At 58.4% G+C, this 24,055-nt stretch carries 20 protein-coding genes and 1 pseudogene; 9 read left to right on the top strand and 12 right to left on the bottom strand.

Translation table 11 applies throughout. The features are described 5' to 3' along the window. Positions 1 to 24 precede the first annotated feature (24 nt). Entirely contained in the window at positions 25 to 792 is a 768-nt protein-coding gene (locus ACVWZP_RS04535) for an AraC family transcriptional regulator (protein WP_046383570.1), read from the bottom strand. A 196-nt stretch (positions 793 to 988) separates the two neighbouring features. Here ACVWZP_RS04535 and ACVWZP_RS04530 point away from each other — a divergent pair, with 196 nt between their 5' ends. The 3 genes from ACVWZP_RS04530 to ACVWZP_RS04520 are packed head-to-tail and all read left to right on the top strand — an operon-like array spanning position 989 to position 4,156. After that, entirely contained in the window at positions 989 to 1,915 is a 927-nt protein-coding gene (locus ACVWZP_RS04530; RefSeq protein ID WP_457369433.1) for a 4-hydroxyproline epimerase, read from the top strand. A gap of 41 nt (positions 1,916 to 1,956) precedes the next feature. Continuing rightward, positions 1,957 to 2,904 (top strand): dihydrodipicolinate synthase family protein, encoded by a 948-nt coding sequence (locus ACVWZP_RS04525; RefSeq protein WP_017846348.1) that lies wholly within the window; start codon positions 1,957 to 1,959, stop codon positions 2,902 to 2,904. Beyond that, a complete protein-coding gene (locus ACVWZP_RS04520) occupies positions 2,894 to 4,156 on the top strand; it encodes an NAD(P)/FAD-dependent oxidoreductase (RefSeq protein ID WP_457369432.1) in 1,263 nt (420 codons plus the stop codon). The genes ACVWZP_RS04525 and ACVWZP_RS04520 overlap by 11 nt, the downstream gene beginning before the upstream one ends. Positions 4,157 to 4,223: 67 nt before the next feature. Here the strand turns inward: ACVWZP_RS04520 and ACVWZP_RS04515 are convergent, their stop codons facing one another. From ACVWZP_RS04515 to ACVWZP_RS04480, 8 genes are all read right to left on the bottom strand, one after another. Further along, positions 4,224 to 5,207 (bottom strand): GlxA family transcriptional regulator, encoded by a 984-nt coding sequence (locus tag ACVWZP_RS04515; protein ID WP_079443908.1) that lies wholly within the window; start codon positions 5,205 to 5,207, stop codon positions 4,224 to 4,226. 668 nt (positions 5,208 to 5,875) lie between these two features. Then, a complete protein-coding gene (locus tag ACVWZP_RS04510) occupies positions 5,876 to 6,028 on the bottom strand; it encodes a hypothetical protein (RefSeq protein ID WP_256822162.1) in 153 nt (50 codons plus the stop codon). A gap of 182 nt (positions 6,029 to 6,210) precedes the next feature. Beyond that, a complete protein-coding gene (locus tag ACVWZP_RS04505) occupies positions 6,211 to 7,518 on the bottom strand; it encodes a hypothetical protein (RefSeq protein ID WP_126589489.1) in 1,308 nt (435 codons plus the stop codon). Between the two features lie 151 nt (positions 7,519 to 7,669). Then, positions 7,670 to 9,406, bottom strand: coding sequence for an acetyl/propionyl/methylcrotonyl-CoA carboxylase subunit alpha (locus tag ACVWZP_RS04500; protein ID WP_261754637.1), 1,737 nt, complete (start codon positions 9,404 to 9,406; stop codon positions 7,670 to 7,672). Continuing rightward, complete coding sequence (pxpB, locus tag ACVWZP_RS04495; RefSeq protein WP_057004219.1) at positions 9,403 to 11,004, bottom strand: 5-oxoprolinase subunit PxpB; 1,602 nt, start codon at positions 11,002 to 11,004, stop codon at positions 9,403 to 9,405. The genes ACVWZP_RS04500 and pxpB overlap by 4 nt, the downstream gene beginning before the upstream one ends. Further along, positions 11,004 to 11,777 (bottom strand): LamB/YcsF family protein, encoded by a 774-nt coding sequence (locus tag ACVWZP_RS04490; protein WP_057004200.1) that lies wholly within the window; start codon positions 11,775 to 11,777, stop codon positions 11,004 to 11,006. Before ACVWZP_RS04490 ends, pxpB begins: the two co-directional genes overlap by 1 nt. Positions 11,778 to 11,792: 15 nt before the next feature. Further along, positions 11,793 to 12,749: a DUF979 domain-containing protein gene (locus tag ACVWZP_RS04485; protein WP_017846361.1), complete on the bottom strand. Its 957-nt coding sequence runs from the start codon at positions 12,747 to 12,749 to the stop codon at positions 11,793 to 11,795. Beyond that, complete coding sequence (locus tag ACVWZP_RS04480; protein ID WP_301556156.1) at positions 12,746 to 13,483, bottom strand: DUF969 domain-containing protein; 738 nt, start codon at positions 13,481 to 13,483, stop codon at positions 12,746 to 12,748. The genes ACVWZP_RS04485 and ACVWZP_RS04480 overlap by 4 nt, the downstream gene beginning before the upstream one ends. Before the next feature lie 226 nt (positions 13,484 to 13,709). Between ACVWZP_RS04480 and ACVWZP_RS04475 the strand changes: the two genes are divergently transcribed. The 6 genes and pseudogenes from ACVWZP_RS04475 to ACVWZP_RS04450 all read left to right on the top strand — a co-directional run bounded on the left by ACVWZP_RS04475 (position 13,710) and on the right by ACVWZP_RS04450 (position 19,388). Further along, positions 13,710 to 14,387 (top strand): GntR family transcriptional regulator, encoded by a 678-nt coding sequence (locus tag ACVWZP_RS04475; RefSeq protein ID WP_057004201.1) that lies wholly within the window; start codon positions 13,710 to 13,712, stop codon positions 14,385 to 14,387. A gap of 110 nt (positions 14,388 to 14,497) precedes the next feature. Beyond that, a pseudogene (locus ACVWZP_RS04470) lies at positions 14,498 to 14,614 on the top strand (D-glutamate cyclase family protein); the annotation flags it as partial. A gap of 19 nt (positions 14,615 to 14,633) precedes the next feature. Then, on the top strand, positions 14,634 to 15,173 hold the full coding sequence (locus ACVWZP_RS04465) for a hypothetical protein (RefSeq protein WP_457369431.1): 540 nt from the start codon (positions 14,634 to 14,636) through the stop codon (positions 15,171 to 15,173). A gap of 191 nt (positions 15,174 to 15,364) precedes the next feature. Then, a protein-coding gene (locus ACVWZP_RS04460; protein WP_457369430.1) for an IS3 family transposase occupies positions 15,365 to 16,584 on the top strand; the annotation gives its coding sequence in 2 pieces (ribosomal slippage) (positions 15,365 to 15,710 and positions 15,710 to 16,584; 1,221 coding nt in all). Between the two features lie 575 nt (positions 16,585 to 17,159). After that, on the top strand, positions 17,160 to 18,815 hold the full coding sequence (locus tag ACVWZP_RS04455; protein WP_126589490.1) for a methyl-accepting chemotaxis protein: 1,656 nt from the start codon (positions 17,160 to 17,162) through the stop codon (positions 18,813 to 18,815). Positions 18,816 to 19,130: 315 nt separating this feature from the next. Then, the gene (locus tag ACVWZP_RS04450; protein ID WP_457369429.1) at positions 19,131 to 19,388 is read left to right on the top strand and encodes a winged helix-turn-helix domain-containing protein; all 258 of its coding nucleotides are present in this window, start codon (positions 19,131 to 19,133) and stop codon (positions 19,386 to 19,388) included. Positions 19,389 to 19,817: 429 nt separating this feature from the next. Here ACVWZP_RS04450 and ACVWZP_RS04445 read toward each other — a convergent pair whose 3' ends face one another. The 3 genes from ACVWZP_RS04445 to ACVWZP_RS04435 form a co-directional block, all read right to left on the bottom strand. Continuing rightward, positions 19,818 to 21,638 (bottom strand): hypothetical protein, encoded by a 1,821-nt coding sequence (locus ACVWZP_RS04445; RefSeq protein WP_457369428.1) that lies wholly within the window; start codon positions 21,636 to 21,638, stop codon positions 19,818 to 19,820. A 54-nt stretch (positions 21,639 to 21,692) separates the two neighbouring features. Further along, the gene (locus tag ACVWZP_RS04440; protein ID WP_126585205.1) at positions 21,693 to 22,502 is read right to left on the bottom strand and encodes a hypothetical protein; all 810 of its coding nucleotides are present in this window, start codon (positions 22,500 to 22,502) and stop codon (positions 21,693 to 21,695) included. A 119-nt stretch (positions 22,503 to 22,621) separates the two neighbouring features. Continuing rightward, positions 22,622 to 24,031 (bottom strand): HlyD family type I secretion periplasmic adaptor subunit, encoded by a 1,410-nt coding sequence (locus tag ACVWZP_RS04435; protein WP_457369427.1) that lies wholly within the window; start codon positions 24,029 to 24,031, stop codon positions 22,622 to 22,624. Between the last annotated feature and the right edge of the window lie 24 nt (positions 24,032 to 24,055).

The following is a 24,055-nucleotide window of genomic DNA, read 5'->3' as shown; positions in this document are numbered from 1 at the left end:
TTCGTTGCATCGCAATGCCGGCGGTTAGCCCAACTGGCGGTACTGCCTCGGGGTAAATCCCGTCGACGCCTTGAACTGGCGGCTGAACGCACTGTGGTCGGTGTAACCGCACTGCAGCGCGACGTCGGTGATCGGCAGGTCGCGGTGCAGCAAGCGATGGGCGTGCTCCAGGCGCACTTTCTGGATCATCTGCCGCGGCGTCAGGTGGAACACGCGCTTGCAGTAGCGCTCCAGCTGCGCCACCGAGATCCCGGCGATACGCGTCAGTTCGCCCAAGGTCACGCGCCGATTGAAGTGCGTGCGAATATGCGCGTCCACGGCGGCCAGGCGTTGGTAGGCGGGGTGGGTTTCGCTGGCCGATTGCAGGTCGACGGAAATGCCGGCCAGGCCGATGATCTGCCCGACGTGATTGTACAGCGGCCACTTGTGGGTCAGGCACCAGCCCGGTTCGCGGCTGCCGTAGAGATGCAACTCGAGCTGATCCGCCAATACAAACCCCTGCTCCAGCACGCGCCGGTCCTGCTCGGTATAACCCGGCCCCAATTGCGCGGGGAACACCTCGGCGCTGGTTTTGCCGAGCAACGGTTGCAGTTGCTTGAGCCCGCAACGCTGCACCAGGGTGCGGTTGGCGAGCACATAGCGGGCGTCGAGATCCTTGATGAAAATCGCGGCATTGGGGATCACGTCGAGCATCGGCAGCAGTTGCATGACGCCGGCCAATAACTGCTCGATGCTCTGCGGGCGATTCGCCTCGCGCCCTTGGCACAGGGCTGCAAACGCACTCTGCAACATCACTCCGCCCCCCTCTTTGCGCCTCGACGTCCAGCAGATTGCCCCATGCACGGGATGCTGTCGAGCGTAGAAAACTGTGCTGAATTCGTCATCCAGCCCGGCGCAAAACATCAATCGTCGCAGCGCTGACGCGTTCACGATATGGCCACTGCATGCCTATCCCATCGGCCAGGCTCACCCCTGAACGGAGCGTGTCATGAAACGACTGCACGTCATCGACTCTCACACCGGCGGCGAACCCACGCGCCTGGTGATGGACGGATTCCCCGCACTGGCCGGCAACAGCATCGCCGCGCAACTCAACAACCTGCGCACCCACCACGACGCATGGCGCCGCGCCTGCCTGCTGGAACCGCGTGGCAACGATGTGCTGGTCGGCGCCTTGTATTGCGCGCCGGTCACACCGGGCGCCACCTGCGGCGTGATCTTCTTCAACAACGCCGGCTACCTCGGCATGTGCGGCCACGGCACGATCGGCCTGGTTGCCTCACTGCACTATCTGGGGCGCATCGAGCCAGGCGTACACACCGTCGACACGCCCGTTGGGCCGGTGGCGGCCACACTCCATGCAGACGGCGCCGTGACCCTGCGCAACGTGCCCGCCTACCGTTTTCGCCAACGGGTAGCGGTGGAGGTGCCCGGCCACGGCGTGGTCCATGGCGATATCGCCTGGGGCGGCAACTGGTTCTTCCTGGTGTCGGAGCACGGCCAGGCGCTGCAGATGGATAACGTCGACGCCCTGACCGACTACACCTGGGCGATGCTCAAGGCCCTCGAACGCCAAGGCATCTATGGCGAAGACGGCGCACTGATCGACCATATCGAGTTGTTCGCCGATGACGCCCACGCCGACAGCCGCAACTTTGTCATGTGCCCGGGCAAAGCCTACGACCGCTCGCCCTGCGGCACCGGCACCAGCGCCAAGCTCGCCTGCCTGGCCGCCGATGACAAACTCGCGCCGGGTGAAACCTGGGTACAAGCCAGCATCACCGGCAGCCAGTTCGAAGGCCGCTATGAATGGGACGGCGAACGCGTGCGCCCGTACATCACCGGTCGCGCCTACATGACCGCCGACAGCACCCTGCTGATCGATGCGCAGGACCCTTTCGCCTGGGGCATCTGAGCCCTGCATGGTTTGACTGAATATTCCAAGGAGTTAGCCCAATGAGCGACACCATCTTCACCGGCTGCATTCCCGCACTGATGACCCCGTGTACCGCCGCGCGCAAGCCGGACTTCGACGCCCTCGTCGCCAAGGGCCGCGAATTGATCGATATCGGCATGAGCGCCGTGGTCTATTGCGGCTCCATGGGCGATTGGCCGTTGCTCACCGAAGCCCAGCGCCAGGAGGGCGTGGCGCGCCTGGCCGCCGCCGGCGTGCCGACCATCGTCGGCACCGGCGCGGTCAACAGCCGTGAAGCGGTGTCCCACGCGGCGCATGCGGCCAAGGTCGGCGCCCAGGGGTTGATGGTGATTCCCCGCGTGCTGTCCCGTGGCGCTTCGGCCACCGCGCAAAAGGCCCACTTCGCCGCGATCCTCGACGCTGCGCCCCACCTGCCGGCGGTGATCTACAACAGCCCCTACTACGGCTTCGCCACCCGCGCCGAGCTGTTTTTCGAGCTGCGCCGCGAGCACCCGAACCTGATCGGCTTCAAAGAGTTCGGCGGCGCCGCCGACCTGCGCTACGCCGCCGAACACATCACCTCCCAGGACGATAACGTGAGTTTGATGGTCGGCGTCGATACCCAGGTGGTACACGGCTTCGTCAACTGCAACGCGACCGGCGCTATCACCGGCGTCGGCAACGCCCTACCTCGGGAAGTGCTGCAACTGGTGGCGCTGAGCAAGCAAGCCGCCAAGGGCGATGCCAAGGCACGTCGCCAGGCCCTTGAGCTGGAGGCCGCGCTGGCGGTGCTGTCATCGTTCGACGAAGGCTGCGATCTGGTGCTGTATTACAAGCACCTGATGGTGCTCAACGGTGACCATGGCTACGCCCTGCACTTCAACGAAAGCGACCAACTCAGCGCGGCCCAGCGTCGTTATGCCGAAAGCCAGTACGCGCTGTTCCGCCAGTGGTACGCGAACTGGTCGGCGGAACAGAATGTCGCTTGAAACCCCTAGCGCCGACATCGCCGTGGTCGGCGCGGGCATCATCGGCGTCGCCTGTGCCTTGCAGTTGGCACGTCAAGGGCGCCAGGTCGTCGTCATCGACGCGCAGCCCCCCGGCATGGGCGCCTCCTATGGCAACGCCGGCCATCTGGCGAGCGAACAAGTGTTCCCTATCGCCGACCTGTCGATCCTCAAGCGCTTGCCCACGATGCTGATGGACCCCATGGGCCCGCTGCGCCTGGACTGGAAATACCTGCCCCGCGCCCTGCCCTGGTTTGCGCGTTTGCTGCTCAACCTGCGCCCGGCCAGCTACCGGCGCACGGTCGCCGGCATTCGCGCACTGAACGAAGGCAGCCTGGGCGCATGGCAGCGCCTGCTGCAAGGCATCGACCGGCCGGAGCTGCTGCGCGAAGACGGCTCGTTGCTGGTGTTCGAGCGTGCGGATTCGCGAGGGGCCATCGACGCGCTGCAGCAACGGATGGCGCAGCAAGGCGTGCCGGTGGCGTTCTGGTCGGCTGACACCATTCGCAAGGCCGCGCCGCAGTTGAGCGAGCACATCCTGGGCGGGCTGTTCTTTGCGGGCACCGGGCACTTTCTCGATCCCTATCAAGTGGTGTGCGAACTGGTGAACGCCGCCACAGCCAACGGCGTGCAATTTCTCACCCGCCAGGTGCTGGGCGGGCAAGTCGACGCCCATGGCGTCACGCTGATCACCGATCAAGGCCCATTGGCCGCACGCCAGGTGCTGATCGCCTGCGGAGCCCACTCGGCGAAACTCACCGCCGCCTTGACCGGCAAGCTCGTCCCCCTCGACACCGAACGCGGCTACCACCTGATGCTGCCCCACGAACATGAACGCCTGCCCTTCGCCGTCACCTCCCTGGAGCGCAAGTTCATCATGACGCCCATGCGCGGCGGCCTGCGCCTGGCCGGCACCGTGGAATTCGCCGGCCTGGAGCGCCCGGCGAATATGCAACGCGCCTGGCAGCTGCATCGCCTGAGCAAAGGGCTGTTCCGGCAAGACCTCAATGCACAGGACGCGACGCCATGGATGGGCTTCCGGCCCTCCCTGCCGGACTCGCTGCCGATCATCGATCGGGTCGCCGACGGCAAGGTGTTGCTTGCGTTCGGGCATCAGCATCTGGGGTTGACGCAGGCGGCGGTGACTGCGGAGCTCATCGCGCAACTGGCTTCGACGCGGCCGCGGCTGTCGGGTTTGCCGGAGTTGGAGGGGTATCGGTTGGCGCGGTTCTGAAACGTATGATGAGAATCAGCACTCCGTGATCATGACTCGTCACACGAAAAATCCAACAACCTCCACACTACTTGACCAACCTCTTTTCCTTCGACGGCCTGTAGCCGAAATACGAGCTATAACACTTGCTGAAATGACTCGGCGAAACAAACCCGCACGCCACCAGCACCTCCACCTGCGACAACTCAGTGTGTTGCAACAGCCGGCGCGCCTCGGTCACCCGCAGTTCCATGTAATAGCGCTGCGGCGTGGTGCCCAGTTGTTCCTTGAACAGCCGTTCGAGCTGGCGGCGGGAGCGGCCGGCGTAGACGGCGAGCTGGTCGAGCTCCAAGGGTTCTTCGAGGTTGGCGTCCATCAGTTTCACCACCTCGCGTAACGGCGCGCTGACGCAGATGTTTTCCGTCGGTTTGATGCGCCGGTAGCGGGACTCCTCAAAGGCCAGGATATCTTCGATACCTTCGACCAAGGCCTTGTCGTGCAGGCCCTTGATCCAATCCAGCGCCATGTGGAAAGCGCCAGACGGACTCGAGGCGGTCAGGCGGTCGCGGTCGATGACATACGGTTCGCTGGTGACGTGGGCCGCCTTGGACACTTCCGCCAGTGCCGGGCGATGTTCGGGGTGGATGGCGCAGCGGTAGCCCTGCAACAGGCCGGCGCGGCCGAGGAACCAGGCGCCGTTCCACAAGCCGGCCAGGCTGACGCCCTGCTCGGCGGCATTGCGCAGCAGGTGGATGAAGTCGTCGCTGGCCTTGAGTTCGGTGCGAAAGCCGCCGCAGATCACCAACAACTCCAGCGTTTGCAGGGCCGCCACGTCGAGGCGTGCATCCGGGCGGATCACCAAGCCCAGGTCGCTGATGACTTCGCCGTCGCCCCAGCCGAACGTGCGCGATGCGAACAACTCGGGGCGCAACAGGTTGGCGGTGACGAAGGTGTCGAGGGTCTGGGTGAAGGCCGGCAGGGAGAAGTGTTCGAGCAGCAGGAAGCCAACGCGGGTGGCCGACGCCGGCTGGCCGGGTGTTTCATTGAGGTAGCGCAGGTTCTTGCCTTTCATGCCACCGCTGAATTGACGTCTTTCCATCGAGGGTCGGCCCTCTCTTATTGTTGAGGCTGTGGGCGCCATCTTAGGGGGAAATGCTGCGGCTGTCTCAGGTGGCGCGCCGTACCCTCAAGACATGGCTCACCTGCTGATCTTGATAAACCCAGCCCTCTCCAACCCCCCAGGCCAAAGCGTTGCGCGCGCATCTGATACGGTTTTTTCTTTACTATCTGCGCCTGTATCGAAATGTCATCGAGGCGGACAATAGGGCCACTCCCGACACCCTTGTCGAGCGCGACAGGAATGTTCCTGCCGCCCCCTTCCCTTCGGAGGCCTTATGACCAAGATGGCAATTTTCCTGTTTGGCTTTTTGGTGCTGACCATTGGCATCGGTCTGCTGGCGACCATCTCGCCCGTTTGACGTCAGCGCAGCCCCGGCACTCAACGCGAAAACAGCCTCGGGTACAGCGACAGCACCAGCAAACTGGCCATCGACACATTGGCTCAAGCCTTTCACAAAGCTTTCACAGGTGAACGCCTAGTGTTGTTTCAGCTCCTAGAGAAACACCTTTTAGCCCGCTCTCCCCATCGCGGGCTTTTCTTTGCCTGTGATTTAAGCCGGGCAAAAAAAAGGCAAGCCACGCCTCATCAAGATGAATAGCGTGGCTTGCCCCAATAAGCCGTTACTTAACGCAGACCGGGACCGCCCGGACCGCCATGGCCACCGCCCTGACCGTGGCCACCACCACCACCACCACCACCACCACCACCACCACCACCACCACCCGGCGGCATGAATATCCAGCAGCCCGACAGGGACGATAACAACGCGACAATCAGTGCCGCCTTAGTTAGATTGTTCAGCTTCATCACAACACTCTCTAGTCACAAGCTTTAATGCTCGATGGATAAGACCGCTCAAAATGAAGTGCGTCACGCCTATCGTGTAACTTGATGGTATTGAATGTATTGGAAAGGCTACAAATACCTGGTCGCTATAGGCTGATAGCGGTGCGACTCACTGAGGGCGAAGATCGGGAGTCTTGGGCGTTTTGATGTCCCAGACGTTAGCGTCTCGATGAAGCTGTTCCCACGCACGAACTTTTAGACGAGCCCCGTTAAAAACGCGCACATAGTTTTCATACTTTATCTTCGCCGCAGCCTGAGGCGACAATGTCGCAAACACCGGATCCAGGATGTTAGAAACACTCTTATAGTCTTGGGCGGCCATTAATTTTCCGGGGGCAACGGTCATTCCGGCACCTGGAAGAGCCTCGAACTTGTTGCGCCCGAAAATAACGGTATCAGAGCCCCAAAGAATCCGGTCCTGATATTTATCTAGAAATGCAGTCCATTCTTCAGTCGATGGCATTGCTGAGCCAGGATGAAGAATCGTTTCCTGTACGATATCCCAAGAAATATCGACCAGCCAATTATTGCAACTATCCAAGACTCGACCAACGATTGCCAAGTGGTTTTTTGTAGGTTTGACGAATCGCCCCAAACCGGTATGAGCCCAAATAGTGACCGTTTTGGGGGCCGTTGAGCACAGCGATTTCAGTTCTGCCTCATAATTCCGTTCAGGGTGGAGAGCTTTTACTTCACCGGTGTGTGTAACATCCGAATCATAGACATCGTTGTGAAGCGTCGCCACGAGCCCTATTTCGCCAGCTTCCTGGAGAAGGCTGGAGAGTGATTCTGAAGTCAGGGACATCGTCTCGTCAGCGCTGTGAACGTCCGATGGAATATCGCCTGCGGCAGTGTGGCTGATTGGCTCACCCGCGATTTTCTTGGAGACGACTTCTTTATGAATTGTAAACTCACCGATCCCAACAAATGCCCCGGGGTACGTGAGTATCGCCCGTTTCAGATGCTGAACGGCATAGCGATCCATGGGATTAAATCCCGTGATCATGAGATCTAATCGTTCTTGGTACTCCCGGGGTAGTTCAAGATATTCCTTGGCGTACATGGCATCGGCGAATGCATAGTAATAAAGATCTGACTTCGGCCCAATATAGTAGTTCGGCCCGAACGCATCCCCTCCGGAATTTGCTTGGTACCCCTCAAAACTGTCCCATCGTTGCTGCAGTGGCAGTGGCATCACGACCGAGCGCGTGATACCCGTCGACATGTAGTTGTCTACCAGATTGCGCAGCGTTGTGCCTTGGAAGGCATAGTTGGAAATATGAAAGTGAGAATCCGCGAGTGGCTCAGTAGGTTTGGTGGAATCAGCGCTGCGCTCTGGCGGTGACGAACACCCCGATGCTACTGCCATAAAAGCAACCAAAGCTGTCCGTTTCATTTGAGTTGCAACATCAATCATTTATTCACCCCGTCTAAAAAATCACAACCTTCAACCAAAATTGAAAGCTCGTTATAAGCCGTATCTGTTTTCTTGCCGGTTAACGTCCATTTACAACAGCGAATAATTCAGTCGTCTTGAGCCGAGCCCAGGGCGAGCGAGTCGACTCTCATCAACTCACAATTTTTGCGATTGCAATGCCTGCGGCGACGGTCGAACCCACGGACACCGTTAGGGTGATGCGTCCTGCGCGGTGTGCTGTGACTTGCATTTCCATCTTCATCGCCTCCATGGATGCGAGGGTGTCACCCACAGCCACGTTGTCGCCGTCGGCGACGTTCCAGGACTGCAGGGTGCCCGAAATCGGGGCTACAACGGCGGCGGCATCCGTCGAAATGGAAGACACATCAGCCCCCTCGCGCTCAGCAGACGGCGCAGTGGAATGTAGCCCGCGCAGCAGTTCAGCCGGCAACCCGAGCGCAATCCTTCGGCCATCGATCTCCACGGCCGTGCGTACCAGCGCGATATCGGACAGCGGTTCAGGCCGTACAGCGGCCGCCAGCGTGTCGGCAAAATCTGTCTCGATCCAGCGCGTATGCACGCTGAAAGCATCGGCTGATGTGAAATCGGCGTGTGCCATCACCGCCCGGTGAAAAGGAAGCACCGATGGCACCCCTTCGATTCGGAACTCCTTCAGCGCCCGGCGCGCGCGGGCTATAGCCTGGGCACGGGTGGCGCCAGTAATGATCAACTTGGCCATCAGCGAATCGAATGTACCTGGGACGGTAGAACCCGACTGCACGCCGGTATCGACGCGCACGCCGGGCCCCGACGGTGCCTCGAACAGATGCACCAACCCCGGCGCGGGTAGAAAGCCGCGCCCCACATCCTCGGCGTTGATGCGAAACTCGAAAGAATGACCGCGCGGCTTCGGCGTCTCGGTGACCGACAGCGGCAAGCCATCGGCGATGCGCAGTTGCTCGACGACGAGGTCGATGCCCGTCGTCTCTTCGGTCACTGGATGCTCGACCTGCAGGCGCGTGTTGACCTCCAGAAACGAGATTGTTCCGGAAGGACTCAACAGAAACTCGACAGTCCCCGCACCGACGTAGCCTGCCTTCGCGCACACATCGCGCGCCGATTGATGGATGCGCTCACGCTGTTCATCACTGAGGAAGGGCGCAGGGGCTTCTTCCACCAGCTTCTGGTTGCGCCGCTGCAACGAGCAATCGCGCGTGCCGAGCACGACAACATGGCCGTGCGTATCGGCGATCACCTGCGCCTCGACATGACGAGGCCGATCGAGGAACTGTTCAACGAAACACTCGCCACGGCCGAAAGCAGTGACCGCTTCACGCACCGCCGACTCGTACAATTCGGCTACTTCGTCGAGCCGCCATGCGACCTTCATGCCGCGGCCGCCACCGCCAAAGGCCGCCTTGATGGCGATCGGCAGGCCGTTCTTCTCGGCAAAGGCCACGACCTCCTGCGCATCGCGCGCGGGCTCCGACGTGCCAGCCACCAACGGCGCACCGACAGCCAGGGCGATCTTGCGCGCCTGCACCTTGTCACCCAATGCCTCGATGGCTGCCGGCGAAGGGCCGATCCACTTCAGGCCCGCGCCAATCACGGCCCTGGCAAAAGTTGCGCTTTCCGAAAGGAAACCGTATCCGGGGTGTACCGCGTCGGCGCCACAGCGGTCGGCCACGGCGAGCAGCTTTTCGATGTTCAAGTAGGTGTCGGCCGGGCGCTGGCCGTCAAGGCCGTAGGCCTCATCGGCCATGCGAGCGTGCATCGCGTCGATGTCGGCGTCGGCATACACCGCGACGGATTTCACACCATAATCGGCACAGGCGCGCACGATGCGTACAGCGATCTCGCCGCGGTTGGCGATAAGAACTTTCTTCATGGGGTTTCTCGCAGGTCGGAAGAGAGGGCCGCGGTGAACGCGCGTATGGGGTTGAAGCGCACCTGCGCACCGATGGGGATCTGCCCCGCACGGTCGAGGTGGTAAGGGGCGACAGCGCCGATCACTGGGTAGCCACCGGTCAGCGGGTGGTCGGCAAGGAAGAGCACGGGCTGGCCGCTTGGCGGCACCTGAATCGCGCCCAACACGGTGCCTTCACTGGGCAGTTCGGCGATCTGTGCGCGCATCAACGGCGTTTCACCGGCCAGACGCAGGCCGACGCGGTTCGATTGCGGCGTCACAGTCCACAATTGGCTCGCCAACAATGCAATGGCCTGCAGTGTGAACCAGTCGGTGCGCGGCCCCATCACGACATCGAGCACCACGGTCTGCGTCGTCGTCGGGAGATCGGCACGAGGCGTTTCGGGCGCGCCGACGATGGAGCCATGCGTGACCACAGGTACCGGCAAAATGTCACCGGCTTTGATGGGCGGCGGACCGACCTGCGCGAGCGTGTCGGTCGATCGACTTCCGAGCACGGGCGCGATCGCGAAGCCACCGCGCACCGCCAGGTAGCTGCGGATGCCGGCACGCGGGTCGCCAAGCGATAGACTGTCGCCATCAGAAAGTGCGATGGCTTCATGGCCTGGCACACGATATCGAGCGCCGTTCGCACGCGTGAGTTCGATCGGCGCATCGGCACCGGTGAAGGCCACCACCGTGTCTGCGCGGCTCGTGATTTGGAAACCACCGTAGACGATCTCGACGCAGGCCATGTCGCTCGCATTGCCGACCAGACGGTTGGCCGCGCGCAGTGCGCCCTTATCCATCGCCCCTGAGGCGGATACGCCCTGCCCGGCCAGACCCTCGCGCCCGAGATCCTGGAACAGCGCCTGCAGGCCGGTGCTACGGACAACAAGCGCCGGACCATTGTGGAGCGGAACCTCGACGGGGCCAGTCGACGGCGCTGGCAAAGCTGAAACCTGCCGCCCTGAAACATCGACGAAACGTACCTTGAAGCCCGGTTGCAGCAGCGCGGGCACGTCACGGCTTAGGTCCCACATCGGCGTGGCAGTCACGCCGATGATCTGCCACCCCCCCGGACTGGCCTGCGGATAGACGCCGCTGAAAGCGCCGGCCAACCCCACGGCGCCCGCGGGGATGCGCGTGCGTGGCGTAGTGCGACGCGGCACGTTGAGGCTTGGGTGGCCGCCGCTCAGATAGGCGAACCCAGGTGCGAAGCCAGTGAAGGCAACGGTGTAGTCGCAGCCGGTATGGCGGCGAATCACCTCTTCGCGCGAGAGATCAAGCATCTGCGCGACCTCGTCAAGATCCTCTCCTTCGTAGGAGACCGGAATCTCCACGCGAGTGGTCGCACGCTCGATCTGCGCCGTGAGGTCCCGGCGGCTGATGCGCGTGACGAGTTCATCATGCGTCACCGTGTTAGGCCGGAAGTGAACCATGACCGTGCGTGCGGCCGGTACGAGTTCGACGATGCCATCGATGGGCTCGGCCTGTAGTGATGCAAGCAGCGCCAGCGTCTGCGACAAGTCATCTAGCTCGACCAACAGGGCGTCGAGATTAGCGGGCAGAAATCGCATCACGGTACGACTCCCATGTCGACGAAAGGAGCGACCTTGACGCCCGAACGCTCAAGCAGCGCACGCACTTGCCGCGCCATCTCCACCGCGCCGGGGCTGTCACCATGCACGCAGACCGAATCGGCCTTAAGGCGCACGATGCTGCCGTCAATGGCCGTGACCACACCCTCGGTCGCCAGGCGAAGCATGCGCTCGGCAACATCCTGCGCATCGTGCAGCACGGAGCCCTTCTCGCGGCGGGAGACCAGCGAACCGTCCGGCATGTAGGCGCGATCGGCAAAGGCTTCGGCCACAGTGCTCAGCCCGCTTGCCTGCGCCCAGCCGAGTAGCGGCGAGCCGGCCAAACCGACCAGCACCAGCGACGGGTCGATTGCGCGAATGGCGGCAATCACGTCGTGTGCCTGGCGCTTATCGTGCGCGATGGTGTTGTAGAGCGCTCCGTGTGGCTTGACGTATCGTACCGACGTGCCGGCCACCGCAGCCAACCCCTTCAGCGCGCCGATCTGGTAGATCACGTCAGCCTGCAGGTCGGCGCTTGCCACGTCCATTTGGCGGCGGCCGAAACCGACGAGGTCGGGATAGGCGACGTGCGCGCCTACTGCCACGCCGCGCTCCGCCGCTTGACGTAGCGTCCGCAGGATGCCGGCAGCGTCGCCAGCGTGGAAGCCGCAGGCCACGTTGGCACTGCTCACGATGCTGAGCATCGCGTGGTCGTCACCCATGCGCCAGGCGCCCAGGCTTTCACCCAAGTCACTATTGAGGTCTATCTTCATGTTGTTTTCTTTTCTTTAGCGAAACATCAGGAAATACAGGATGAAAACATTGCAAGTCAGCAAGGCCAGCGCCGTGGGCACCTGCGCGCGGATCACCGCGTTTTTGTCGGGCAGTTCGAGTAGGGCCGCCGGTACGATATTGAAGTTGGCTGCCATCGGCGTAAGCAAGGTGCCGCAATAACCCGAGAGCATGCCGATGGCTGCCATAAGGGCCGGGTTACCGTCGTACATGCCGACCAGGACTGGCACCCCGACTCCCCCTGTCATCACGGGGAAGGCGGCGAAACCGTTGCCCATGATGATGGTGAAAAGCGCCATGCCAACCACGTACACCATCACCGCGAAGAAACGTACATCCATGTTGATGTAGCTGGTGGTGATATGCGCCACGGCCTTGCCCACACCGGCGTCGGAGAATACGAGGCCCAGCATGCCGAGCATCTGCGGCAGTACCAGCGCCCAACCGAGCGCATCGGTCAGCCGACGCGATTCGCGGATGCCTTGCATCGGCGTTTCGTTCGTCATCTTGCAGACCAGCGCAAGCGCGACCATACAGCCCAGCCCTAGGCTTACCATCGTGGTGTTCTTCGGGTCGAGCAGCGGTATGCCGCCAACCACGAGGTACTTCGCCGACAGCGTGCCGATCATGGTCACGACCGGGATCGCCAGGGCGGGGATGAAAAGCTTGTTGCCCAGCAGATTGGCGCTGGCCGAGTACTCCGCCGCCGAGCGGGCCACGTGACGGCCAATGCCGACACCGCCGAAGGCTGCAATCAGCGCCATCACCACAACACCGACGCCGACCCAGACCGGCGGCAACTGGTCGCCGAGCAAGAAGACGAGCGAATAAAGGCCCCAGAAAAAGGCACTGGAATAGCGCTTTGAGTGCTGGCGATCCATAAGCGTCATCACCGCGGTGATGGCGAGGATGGCACCGACGAGATAGTACAGGTGCGTGATCGTGAGCGTCATGGTCGGGACTCCTTGCCTTCGACTGTGACGGTTGCAGCCCCGGCGCCGCCGGCCATTTCGCGCATCAACCAAGTGTCAAGCCGGCGCAGGCGCCAAGCATGGATGGTGAATGCGCAAATAGCTGTCGGAATCCCCCAGAGCGCGACGCGGATCGGCTCGACTTCGATGCCCGCCTCACGCAAGAACGTGGTCATCAGCACGATCGCGCCGAAAGCCACGAAGATATCTTCGCCGAAGAACAGGCCGACGTTATCGGTCGCTGCGGCATACGCTCGCAGCTTGTGGCGAACCTTCTCCGGCAGCGCCCCAAAACGGGCTTCGGCAGCACCTTCTGCCATTGGCGCGAGCAGCGGTCGCACCATTTGTGGATGGCCGCCCAGGCTGGTAAGACCGATGGCTGCGGTCATCTGGCGTGCGCCAAGGTAGACAATCAGCAAGCGGCCCGCAGTCGCGGACTTGATGCTGCTGATCCATCGCTGGGCGTGCTGGCGCAAACCATAACGCTCGAGCAAGCCAATCACCGCCAGCGGTAGCAGGATGATCAACGGCAGGTTACGTGTCTTGATGAAGCCTGTGCCGATGGCGGCAAGAATCCTGTCGACCGGAAAGTGCGCCGCGAAGGCGGTGACGACGGCCGTGACAATCACGACCAACATGGGATTAAAGCGCAGGACGAAGCCCACGATGATGACGACGACCCCCAGCAAGGGCCACAAGTTGATGTCAGTGGGCACGGGCGTTTCTCCAAGTTGTTTGAGTTATTTTCTTAGATCACTCAACCATCTTCATCCGATTGAATGATCATTTCAACAGAATTGTTCAACAATCCAACACAGATAATAAAAAGCAATATGCATGCCAAAATATGGATCCGTTTCAGCCCTACAGGAAAAAGCGACACTGCGAGTAGGGCAAAACCTGCTAGAATCCAATCGCCCCTGCCACTCAGAAGTCCGCTCGATGCCCCTTCCCGCCTCCCCTTCATTCGTAGCCCAGACGCTAAACGAGCGGATCGCCGAACAGTTGCGTCAGCAAGTCACCCAAGGCGAATTCACACCTGGGCAACGGCTGTCCGAGCAGGTGCTCAGCGAAAACCTCGGCATCTCGCGAAACACCCTGCGCGAAGTATTCCGGACGCTGGCCAAAGACGGCCTGTTACGACACGAGCCCAACCGTGGGGTATTCGTGGTGGTTCCCAGCATCGCGGCTGTCATCGACATCTACCGCGTGCGACGCCTCATCGAATGCCAGGCGTTGGCAGAGGCTTACCCACGCCACCCGGCGAAGAAAAACATGCGCGCAGCGGCAGAACAGGCCCAACGAGCACGGGACGCGGGGGACTGGCTGGCAGTGGGCACAGCTAACATGGACTTCCATACGGCCGTCGTTGAACTTGCGGACAGTGAACGCTTGAACGCCATGTTCCGGCGCATACTTGCAGAGCTACGGCTGACTTTTGGGCTGTTGCAGGACGCCGAGTTCTTGCATGAGCCCTACGTCGATATGAACTTTCAGATTCTTGAACTCGTTGAACGCAACGAGATGGCCAAAGCTCGCGACGCAATGCTCGAATACCTCATTCATTCCGAACGCATTGTTTTGGCCGTCTACGCGAGGCGCCCCTCCCAGGAAGGGTGAAAGCTCCGACGTCCACGCAACATCTGCCCTACACAGCCGGTCGACTGGTCGATACAGTTAACCAAGCGGGGCTCCTTCAGAAATTTTTGCCGCCCTAGCGCATGAGCGAAGAACTGCCAGACATAGAGCCCCTGTGGCAGGATGACCTGGTTGCCTTCACCATCGGCTGCTCGTTTTCCTTCGAACAAGCGCTACTGGATGCCGGCACTGCCCTCAACAACAACGAATGGATGCAATGGACAAACAATGAACACAGCTCAACGGTCGATTCAGCAGTACATAAACGCCAAGGACAGTAACCGCCCGCATCTGCTGCGCCAGGCTTTTATGCCGGATGCACAACTGGAGATGGTGGTACACACGGGGTCTATCTCGTTTCCACCCCACGTTGAAGGCCTTGAGTCCATCGGCGACGTGCTGGTCAGGCGCTTCGGCCAGACATTCGAAAACGTCTATACCTTTTGTCTGGGACACCCACCGGAGCCGGATAGCAAAACGTTCCAATGCCAATGGCTGGTCGCTATGTCCGATAAAAACTCCGGCGAGGTCCGAGTCGGTTGTGGTCAATATGGATGGCAGTTCAATCCCGAGTCGGGACTTGTCGAGCGGCTCACTATCACCATCGAGCATATGAAAACCCTGCCACCTACCGATCTTCACACCATCATGGAGTGGGTATCCCGCCTGGACTATCCATGGTGCCGCCCAGAAGCATTAGCGAGCAACGCTCCAGACATAGGCACCCTTGAAGAGGTGATCCAGTATGTAATCCGGTTAAAACGGTGAAGTTGCGGAACACATCTGAAGCGTTGCGGAAGGGATCGTAAATCGCAGGTATAAAAAACCCCGTAGACGGTAATCTACGGGGGTTTTAAGAGTGGAGGCCGAGACAGGAATCGAACCATTCTGAACGAGCCCCATGAAAGACAGGACACCGTTTCCCCATTACGATAAGGGATAGGCAAACGGTTATGTTTATGACTAACAGCAACGATAAGAGTGGGGAGCTTTTGGGTCAGGAGCGGCGACGCCGCTGGAGCCCGGAGCAAAAACTGGCCATGGTTCGCGAGAGCCTTGAGCCAGGGCAAAGTGTGTCGGTCGTCGCTCGGCGCAACGGCATCAATGCCAACCAGTTATTCCTGTGGCGCAAGCTGTATCAGGACGGCAGCCTGTCGGCGGTCAGTGCTGGCGAAGCCGTGGTGCCGGCCTCCGAGCTGAGCGATGCGCTCAAGCAGATCCGTGAACTGCAACGGATGCTGGGCAAGAAAACGATGGAAGCCGAAATCCTCAAAGAGGCCGTGGAGATCGCCCGGTCGCGAAAATGGATTGCGCACTCACCCTTGTTGCCGGGGGACGACCAGTGAAGCTGGTCAGCGAATGTCTCGGTGTGGCGCGCTCGCAATTAACGGTTCGAATCAAGCAATCGGTATCGCCCAAGACACGGCGAAGCAGGCCTGTGAACGACGCTGAGTTGGTGGCCGAAATCCAGCAACAGGTCAGTGAACTGCCCAGCTATGGCTACCGTCGAGTCTGGGGATTGCTGCGTCGCGCCCGTGAAACCCAGTTGCTACCCGCGATCAATGTGAAGCGGGTTTACCGGGTCATGCGTGATCACAACTTGCTGCTGGAGCGTCGACTCAAACAGCCCGGCGTGCCGCGTCGGCACGAAGGCCGTATTGCCGTGAAAACCAGCGATACGCGTTGGTGCTCGGACGGCTTTGAGTTCCGCTGCGAGGACGGCGCCAAACTGAGCGTGACCTTCGCCCTCGATTGCTGTGATCGCGAAGCCATCGGCTGGGTTGCGAGCCCGACCGGGTACAGCGGCGATGATATCCGCGACTTGATGCTGGAAAGCGTGGAGAAGCGTTTCGGTGATCAGTTGCCCACCACGCCGGTGCAATGGCTAAGCGACAACGGCTCGGCGTACACCGCCGAACAGACACGCCTGTTTGCTCGACAGATCGGCTTGCAGCCGGTGACCACGCCAGTTCGCAGCCCGCAGAGCAACGGGATGGCGGAGAGCTTCGTGAAGACGATCAAGCGTGACTACGTGGCGCACATGCCCAAACCGGATCGGGAAACGGCGTTGCGTAACCTGGCAATTGCCTTCGAACATTACAACGAGCAGCATCCGCACAGTGCTTTGAAATATCGCTCGCCGAGGGAGTTCAGGCGCTTGGCGGCAGCATCAATTTAACAGGGAGTTGGTGTCCGGTTTTGTAGGGGCAAGTCCACATTCGACCCTAGCCCATTAAAGACGGCAAGATTTCTAGCTACAACTAAGAATGAACTCGCCCCCCCATAACCGGGAGCCATTTCTAGCAGCAACGCGGCTCGCGATGAAACGGCAACAGCCCCTAGCGCAGCGCATGCTCACAATTAGCGCGCCCTAGCTCACCCCCATACAAAATACCTGTACAGAAATAGCGCTACGCATTTTTACAGCGCTCGCAGGATTCTATCGGCCCAAAGATGGCCTTGGGCTGTATCGCCGCCGAGCAGTAGTCAGCACTACTGCCAGACCTCTATTTATCGCGCCTGCCAGAAACCGGAGGCTACTGACCGTTCATCGGGATCGAGTGATGTCATGATGACATCACGCCAATATAATTGTACAAACATGAACGATTGTACAAGCTTCAACCTGCCAGGAAATAACGCCGCTACTCGTTGCCGTCGAACAAAAGAATACCTGCGCAGGATGCGGACCAAGGGCGAATACATACCCTTACAGGTGCCCCTAAATTGCTCCTCCCATTACGCAGGTACATCATGCCATCGCGCACTCCGCAGCTCTCTACACGGACCAGTCTCTATGCCGGCTATGCCAGCCTGCTCGCGTTTATGTTACTGATCGCCGCCATCTCGCTGTACGCCCTGGCTAACAGCAATAAGGACTTTTTTCTCTACGTTAATGGCGTTGATGCACGCATCCGCCTGGCCAACACACTGAACGACGCCGCCGCCCAGCGCGCGATTGCCCTGCGCAACATCGCCTTGAACAGCAATGTCACCGCGAGAGGACAGCAGCGGGGTGCGATTGCCGTCAACGAACAAATGGTGGCCACCAGCCTCGCTGCGCTACGCCAGGCAATTGACAACCATGATGATGTGTCGCCCAAAGCACGTGAACTGTTCTCAACCATCGAGCAGGTCGAGAGCCGCTACAAACCGGTAGCGCACACCATTGCCGAACACCTGTTCAAGGGTGAAAACGACGAGGCCCTGCGCATGGTCAGCGAGCAGTGCACACCATTACTGGCCGAGCTGACCCAGGCAATTGGCGAATTCTTGCGCTACACCAACCAGAAGGCAGACCTGCAGGTCAGCGAAAATGACGCAAACTATCTGTCACAACGCAACCTGCTGCTCGCCATTACTGCGCTGGCCGTCTTACTAGCAGCGGTACTGGGCTACGTCATCAGCCGCAACCTGCTGCGCGCGCTGGGTGCCGAACCGAGTGAACTCAACCAGCTCGCCCAACGGGTTGCCCAGGGCGATTTGCGCGCTAGCGAGCGCACGATTGAGCCACCACAAGCCAGCATAATGGCCGCCCTGCTGAGCATGCAGGAGAACCTGCGGGACATGACCAAGGGCATAAACCTGTCCTCACAGACCGTGGCCGAATCCAGCCAGGAGCTTAGCCAATCGAGCCTGAGAAACGCCGAAAGCGTGGCCACGGCACAGTGCGAGGTCGAGCAGATCGTCACCGCCGTTCACCAAATGGCCGCCACCGTGCAGGATGTCGCGCGCAATGCCGAATCCGCCGCCAGTGCCGCCAGCGAGGCCGATAGCGCGGCCCTGTACAGCCAGCAGAAGGCCAAAGATGCCGTCAACATGATCGGCGAGCTGGCCGAGACAATCGAACAGTCCAACATGGCCATGGGCCGGCTGAAGAATGAAACCGGCAATATCGGCGGCGTGCTTGAAGTGATCAAGTCGGTGGCAGACCAGACCAACCTGCTGGCCCTCAATGCAGCCATCGAAGCTGCCCGTGCTGGCGAAGCCGGACGCGGCTTCGCGGTGGTAGCCGACGAGGTACGCAGCCTGGCACAGCGTACCCAGAAGGCCACCTCAGAGATTGAGGGGCTGATTGCCAGTCTGCAGAAAATTGCCGACGAGACCTCGCAGCATATGCAACGCTGCAAGCGCTCCAGTGCGCAGTCGGTGTCCGGCGTTTCCGAGGCCGGTGACGCGGTAAGCACGATCGTAACCATGATCGAGCGGATCAACGGCATGAACCACCAAATCGCCGCTGCCGCCGAGCAGCAGAGTACCGTTGCCGAGCAGATCAGCCGTGGCATCGTGACCGTCAGCGAAAGCGCCGAGCAATCCGCTGCAGCCTTCCGCAGCGCTCAGCAGGAAAGCGAAGGATTGGCACGCACCAGCGTGACATTGCGAGAGAACATCTCGCGCTTTCAGCTCTAGGGTCTGTTGCCGTTTCATCGCGAGCCGCGTTGCTGCGAGAAATGGCCCCCGGTTAGGCGCAGGACGCAGGTACCCACCAATTTAAATCAGACACTCTTTCATTCACCTTCATCTTTGCCTGACTCTTAACAATACAAATTCACTCACCCCTCAAAAGCGTAGGTACAGCCGATAGACAAAAAACTATTCCCATCTCCCAGATACCGAGTTCAGTCATCGCAATTAAATCAAAACCCCAAGGGCTATAACAAATGCTCAAAAAATGTACATGGCTTTTAAAAAAAAGAAAGATCAATCATAAGCAGCACACTTTCGATGAACTTAACAATAATGGAATTCAAAATACTCACAGTATTCTCACAAAATTTTAGACAGCCTATGAGTCACTACTCGATTGCTGAGCGCATTGAAAAAAACCCCAACACATATAAAGGCATCGGCATGTGCATAAGCCGACTGAACAAAAAATTTAAAAAACTAACTCGTGGAGACCGGTTATTTATATCCATAAGAAACGAAGGATTTTATCTAAAACAAATCGTAATACCACTTGAAGAAATATTTCATATTTAGCCCAAAACTTTTCGAGCACACAAAAGGCAGTACAAAACCGAAACAGTTCGCCCCACAACATATCCCAACTAGGCATGCAACAACTAAACTAGTCAACCATACAACTCCATCCACCCTGTCAAACAAAGACACGTATATTGGTGGCCACATGCATGAGTTACATCTAATTTTAGCAGCACTATCGAAAACCCACCAAAACCAAGAGAGGATTATTACCTCACTTGAATACCTAACTCATTGGCTGATACAGCTTCCCGACAAAGAAGCAGACCTTACGGCCTTTAGAATACAATCCACGCTTTGCGAACTTGATAAGAGTCTAGTCCCGCTAATTGAGTCAGCACTAAAGTTGAGAAAGATCGAGCAGAAGAAACTCGACAAAATAAAACCTTCCTAACCGTCCATATTAAAAAGTCATGGCATGGACGCCTAAATAAACCCGCACGAATGTATCGCATAACCTTTGGAGGCATAATCGGCAAATATCAGGGTGCCTGGGTTGATGGGGGCGGCCCCTTGAGCGGCCTCGGTTTTCTCGGCCAACCCAATATCGGCAATATCTCTTCGTGTGCCATTGGTGAACGTAAAACCGGCGGTGGAATCGATTAACCCCCCTCCCACCTGACGGCCGTCATGCGTCGATATCAGATCAATGGATGCGATACCCAGAGAAGTCAATGTTTTCAATTCTTCAGGCGTGGAAATGCCATTCTGATCCGCGTCGACCCATACTTTGACACCGTCAAAGTAATTGCCGCCGGTGAAAGGGTTGATCAACGCGGTATCCCGAGAAAAAACCGTACTCCCGGCAGCGGCGAGCGTCGCGAGCGCTGAAAAGCCATTTTTCCCAACCGACGCCTTGCTTCCCGGTACCGCGAAGGACTCACCAAACCACTCGGTAGCATTGTCGATAGCCCCATTGCCGTTGGTGTCAAACACCAGGATGCCATTGTCCGCCCCGACCCAGCCCACCGCGCTTTTTGCCCCATCGGCGTTATGATCGAACACTGCGTTACTTTGTGACGGTGGCAGCAGTTTGATGCCACTCCCCGTCAGGTCTAGCACCAGCGGCAGGTGGTATCGACCAGAACCCGACACCTCCAATGGTAGGATGGTGACGATGCCAACGTTGTAAGTGCTCCAGCCCTGTTGAGCGATATTCAGTACTTGCTGGATTGCCGCCTGTAAGCCGTTCGACAACCTCAGTGCAAAAGGAATACTGGCGCCCAATGCAGTGGGTGACCAGCGATCAGAATAGGGTTCCTGGGCCAAACGATGCTGCAGAGCCTTCAAGGACAGGGCATTTTCCGCAGCGGCGATCGCACCCTCGGCAGGCGTACTCAGGAGCGTGCCTGTCTGTGCCTGCTGGGATACTACGGTCTGGGACAAGACCAGCGCGCCAGCTTGGGTAGACGTCTGGCTGATAAACGCAGCCAGATCGGGCGCGGGGCCCGTGAAGGTTTGACCGTTCTGCTTCCAGGTAGTGTTTACCGGCAGCCCATCGAAACCGTAAGTCTGTTCTACCGCTAATCCACCCTCGGCGTTTTTCCACGCGACGACCACACCTTGAGCCGTCAAGCGATAGGCCGCCGACAAGTCGCCATAGCTGTGTGATACGGAAACATTTTGTTTACCGACCGAAATGATCGAGTCCTTGGGTACTTCCATCAACGAAATACCTGCGACGCTGACTTGAACGCTATCTTTCGTATAAAGCAGCGTGGCCTCACCGACAGAAGATGATGAAAGGGGAACCGTCAAGATCATGTCGCCATTTGGCTCTATCTCTATTTTACGGATATTGTCGAGCGTAGTCTTCGCGTCGGGTAGAGCAGGATCCTTCGTACTGTTCAGCAATTGGGTAACAACATTGTAATACCCAGTTGGAGAGTCGACCTTGTTAATCCAGCTTTGAGCAAGTTCTTTATTCGCCCCAGAGCCGGCCACGGTCGCGAGCGACATAAGCTGGACAGTATTAATAGCCAATAGTAGCTCTTTTTTAATGTCACCAGCAGAATCAAGAACATTTTGCCAATAGCTTTCCCTAGTATTTTCTGTGATATTCGAAAGTACAGAATTCAATGTCCATGCGTCCTTCGACAGGCCATTATCTTCAAATACTTTTGTATGAAAACCCCATGCTTCTTGGTGCGTGACATCAGAAGAAATGGGACTGCCTCCGTTTGTCTCAAGCTTACTATCTAAAGCAGAAAGGTAACCACGGGCCATCTGATTTAAAATGCGTGCCACATCAGCATCAGATACAGGCGCACCTATATTTGAGGCATCACGGCACCTTAAATTTTACTGTTTGATATTTGAGAGAACGAAGGCGTTCATGGCATCTACAACCGCTGGCCAGTCCTTAAGTTTACTCGGAGCAAGTTCAACTTTCGCAAGTGCACCTATTTTTTCAATGACAAAATAGCCTGTGCATTCATAAAATTCCTTTTCAGTTTTATATCGTCGACAGGAAAATACTACGGGCACTTTCTCCGCACTGCGCTTCCAATAGTAGCCATTTACTTCGCCGGGCAAATATTTATTATCTTTCTCCTGAAGAAACAACCCCAACTCCTTCTGATAATTATCCGCACTTTCCACTTTAGATGCAGAGGCCTCCAGCATATTATTTATCAGATAATCAAGATCTCCATGCCTGACAGCAATCTGTTCAAGCGTCAACACCACACCTTGAAATTTTCCGTAGGGGGTCGTCGTATACTCACTCGTTCTCACAGGTAGAAGATATGGCCAAGACAGCGCCATTGATACCGAAGAAAAATTAGCATCACAGCCTTTCTTATTTTCGGTAAAGCCTTTTTCCCATGAGCTTTTCCCTTCATATTCAGCCCAGAATAGGACGTAACTACTCGGTACTTCTATCACAGTGCCCAAAATTTTCCCGCATACCCAACCCGGACGGTTTCCCGAAGACACATTTGGCGCCGCCTCGGTTCTTTTTTGAACTTCAGATAGATAAGTGACTAATGCAACTGCCAACAGTCCCAACAGACCCAGCAACAAGATAGCTGCCACGCCCCTTAAGGCCTGCCAGAAAAAAAAGAAAATTCTGACCATATTTCGGCGCAAAAAAACACGATTTACGCGCATAAAATTTCTTCCAATCCGACCATCCAAATCGTGATCAATTACCCCATCGAACGTGAGGGCCTGAACCTATGACGGTTTGAACCGCGCCAGACCGAACCCCATCCATGAAAATAGTCCGCCTAGCGCTCTCTCAAACTCTCCTGAACATGCTGACGCAAAGGGCTCAGGAAGTAATCCAGCACCCGACGCTGATCCGTCTTGACCTCCGCCGTCACCGACATACCCGGCGATAGCGCAACGCGTTGGCCCTTGATATTCAAATGATCTTCTTTCAATCGAATCCGGCTGCTGTAGACGGGCCCACGTTTTTCATCGTCTATCGCATCGTTGGACACCCCGATCACCTCCCCTTCAACGGTGCCATAACGGGTGAAGGTGAAGGTTTCCACCTTGACGGTCACCGCCTGGCCGGCGTGGACAAAACCCACATCCTTGTTTTCCAGCAGGGCTTCCACTTCAACGGGCTGGTCGGTAGGCACGATGACCATCAATGCCTGCGCTGGCGTTACCACACCACCCACGGTATGCACCGCCAGTTGCTGGACAGTGCCAGCTACCGACGCCTTGAGCTGGGTAAGGGTTTCTTGATAGCGGGCCTTGGTCAGCAGCTGAACCAGGCTCGCTTCCTTCTGGACAGCCTCTTGTTGCAGATCCAGCATGGCGCGTCGAGTCTGCGCCACCACGCCTTCGCGTCGACGTTGTGCTTCGCCCCGGGCTGCCGTGGATTGCAATACGCTGGCCTGTTGCACACTCAGTTGGCGCAACACATCCAAGCGTGCTTGTTCCTTTTGCAGGTACTCATGGCGGGCAACATATTGCTGGGCTAGCAAGCGTTGATAGTCCTCAGCCAACTGGGTCGCGATCGGCAACGCCTGACGCAAGCTCGCCACCTGCACCTGCGCAGCCTGGATGTCCGCAGTGCGCTGCAGAATCTCAGCGTCTGCCAGCGCCAACTGGCTTCGATACTCCTGATATTGCCCTTGCAACCAGCGTTGAGCTCTCAGCGTCTGCTCGGGGCTGACCTCCACCAGGCTGTCACGCGCCAGCATCGGCTCTTGCTGGTGCTCGATAGCCTTCAGCATCGCCGTACTACGGGCGCGATCAATACGCGCTGCCAATAAGTCACCCTGCGTGCGTCGTACCTCAGTATCAGCCGAAGTCGCATCCAGTTCGATCAGCACCTCACCCACTTGCACACGCTGCCCGTCACTGACGTGGATCGCCTTGACCACCGCAGTTTCGCTGGATTGGATCAGCTTGGTTTTACCACTGGGGACTATTTTCCCGGGGGCGACGGCCACCACTTCGATGGTTCCAAAGTAAGCCCAGGCAAGCGCTAGGACAAAAAACAGCACGATCCCCCAGACGAAGACTCGCGGGGCCGGATGCGCCGGGCTGTCCTGCAAGGTCAAAGCGGCCGGCATAAACGCCAGCTCATGGGGTAATCGCTTGGGCGTTTCCATCCTCTTGCGCTGGCCCCAGGACTCTCTCCAGACTTGCCGATAACGCTGTAGCAGTGCCAATGCCATGCTGACTATCTCCCTGCCCTGTTT

It is taken from the genome of Pseudomonas sp. TE36184 (genome assembly GCF_054060055.1).
The sequence above is the reverse complement of the archived record's forward strand: the minus strand, read 5'-3'. Positions and strand labels throughout refer to the sequence as shown.